Below are 3,232 nucleotides of genomic sequence, written 5' to 3' on the forward strand. Positions count from 1 at the left end.
TCTTAACTCCCTTTATATTACTCGCTACCCAAACAGAACTGCTACGACGCTCATAACGAGGCTCAATAAATGAACTATAAGACGCAGGAATTATCCCGTTAGCCTTGTCAGAACCTAACGTCCCTAATGAACCAGTGAAATCACCACTCCCCAAACCACTAGATATGCTGCCAAATATCCCACCTATAAAAGTCTGCATAGTTTCAGCTCTGCTGTTAGAAATATCGGTGTCACCTAAGTCATTTATTGCTTGTTCCCCCGCATCATACGTGTCCGCATACTGAACTAATCTATAAATCTGCTCTGATATAATGCTACCCATAGAACCCTGGGCAAAACCACCCTGCAACCAGCCACTACTCGCCGCATCAGGTAAGCCGCTTGTCTTCGCTGATACACTATAAGAACCATCCGAACCCGTAGCAGTTATCTCATACAGAAGATTGTTATCAATACGTCCCGCTTGCTGATAAGCATCCCAGCCACCCGCACCACCACCACTCGCATCACTAAAGATATTCACAACAGTAGCACCACCACCAGCCAGAGTGCTCGGCGCATCTACTACTACCCTTAACTTCTTATTGCCGTTATTAACAATATTAAACTGGTTAGCTGATATGTTCCCTACCCTTATCACCCCGTCATCATCCCAGACCGTCGTAGAAATAGACGTATCGCTCAGCGATACATTATCAAAAATAAGATTCGCTCTGCCTAAAAATAACGTGTTGGGGAATAATGATATTGTTGACGTTAAGGATGTAGAACCCGCATTAACGGTGCCTGTCCCCAGAAAGCTCATCTTTCCAGCATTAAATATGCTATCGCTCGCCGTTAAAAAGTCAACCGATGTCGTCCCAGTGTCTATGTTAAAGTTGCCCGCGTTAAAAATAGCACCACCAAGCCCATTCCCAGCCACGTTATTGCTAAAAGTTGCCCCCGCACCTAGCGTAAACGTGCCAGTATTATAATTATAAATAGCACCACCATTAGTACTAGCAGTGTTCCCCACAAAGCTTGTGCCGTCGCCACTTATCTCAAATGTGCCAGCATTATTATAGATAGCACCACCAGCTCCGGCAGTGTTATTATCAAACACTGTGTTGTCGCCACTTATTGTAAATGTGCCCATTTGATCATTAGAGATAGCACCGCCAAGACTAGCAGTATTCCTCTCAAAGCTCGCGTTGTCGCCACTTAATGTAAATGTGCCACCTGGAAGAGCAGCACCATTAGAGATAGCACCGCCAAGACCCCAAGCCTCGTTCCCTGTAAAACTTGTGCCGTTGCCACTTAATATAAATTCACTAGAATAGACATTATAGATAGCACCGCCAGCATAATTGGTAGCCCTGTTCCCTGCAAAGCTTGCGTTGTCGCCACTTAATTCAAACGTGCCATCACGATTATAGATAGCACCGCCATTAGCAGCGGTGTTATTGTCAAAACTCGTATTGTCGCCACTTAATGTAAATGTGCCACCACCATTATTAAAGATAGCACCACCTTCATGATAACTATTGTTCCCCGCAAAGCTTGCGTTGTCGCCACTTAATGTAAATGTGCCACCATTATTGTAGATAGCACCGCCACCACGATGAGCAGCGTTCCCCACAAAGCTTGCACTGTTGCCACTTAATATAAATGTGCCAGCATTATAGATAGCACCGCCATCATAATTACTATTGTTCCCTGCAAAGCTTGTGTTGTCGCCACTTATCTCAAATGTGCCAACATTATAGATAGCACCGCCATAATAACTATTATTAGTGTTCCCCTCAAAGCTTGTGTTGTCGCCACTTAATATAAATGTGCCACTTTGACTATTATAGATAGCACCGCCACCATACAAACCACCAGCATTAGTAGCAGTGTTCCCCGCAAAACTCGTGTTGTCGCCACTTATTATGAAGCCACTAGCATTATAGATAGCACCACCATAACCATTGGTAGCCCTGTTCCCTGCAAAACTTGTGCCGTCGCCACTTAATGCAAATATGCTACCAGTATTATTGTAGATAGCACCGCCAACTCCGGCAGTGTTATTGTCAAAACTTGTGTTGTCGCCACTTAATGTAAATGTGCCCCTATTATAGATAGCACCACCACTACTGCCATTAGCAGTGTTCCCCGTAAAGCTCGCGTCGTTGCCACTTAATGTAAATATGCTACCATTATTATTATAGATAGCACCGCCATTAGCATAAGCAGTGTTCCCCGCAAAGCTTGTGTTGTCGCCACTTAATATAAATGTGCCATAACTTACATTATAGATAGCTCCGCCAGCTCCGGCAACGTTATTGTCAAAGCTTGTGTTGTCGCCACTTAATATAAATGTGCCATAACTTACATTATAGATAGCTCCGCCAGCTCCGGCAACGTTATTGTCAAAGCTTGTGTTGTTGCCACTTATTGTGAAGCCGCTAGCATTATAGATAGCACCGCCATTAGTAGCAGTGTTCCCCGCAAAACTCGTGTTGTCGCCACTTATCGCAAATGCATCAATATAACCATGATAGATAGCACCGCCAGCTTCAGCAGTGTTATTGTCAAAGCTTGTGCCGTTGCCACCTATTATAAACAGGCTTTCATTATGGATAGCACCGCCATTACGATAAGCAGTGTTACCCGTAAAGCTTGTGCCGTTGCCACTTATCGCAAATGTGCCATTGTAATTATAGATAGCACCGCCATAATTAGTAGTAGCGTTCCCCTCAAAGCTTGTGTTGTCCCCGTCTATTGTAAAATTGTCCATATTAAAGATGGCGCCGCCACTACCATTGAGAGCAGTGTTATTGTCAAAACTTGTGCCGTTGCCACTTAATGTAAATATGCCACCATTATTATAGATAGCTCCGCCATTAGTAGCAGTGTTATTGTCAAAACTTGTGCCGTCGCCATTTATCTCAAATGTGCCATTGTAATTATAGACAGCACCGCCATTAGTAGCAGTGTTATTGTCAAAACTTGTGCCGTCGCCATTTATCTCAAATGTGCCATTGTAATTATAGACAGCACCGCCATTAGTAGCTACGTTCCAGCTGAAAGCTGTGTGGCTACCACTTACTGTAAAGTTGTCGGTATTAAAGATAGCACCACCAGAATAATCAGCAACATTACTATGAAAAATTGTGTGGTCGCCACCCAATATAAAATTGCTAGAGTTAAAGATAGCACCGCCCGTAGAGGCAATGTTATTATAAAACGTTGTGTAGTCGCCACCCAATGT

At 43.8% G+C, this 3,232-nt stretch carries 1 protein-coding gene; it reads right to left on the reverse strand.

The annotated features are described in order from the left end of the window. Window positions 1–3,232: beta strand repeat-containing protein (locus AC1MDJ_RS07240; RefSeq protein WP_479690257.1), on the reverse strand; the 3,232-nt coding region annotated here is incomplete at both ends.

It is taken from the genome of Candidatus Termitispirillum reticulitermitis (assembly GCF_054655775.1).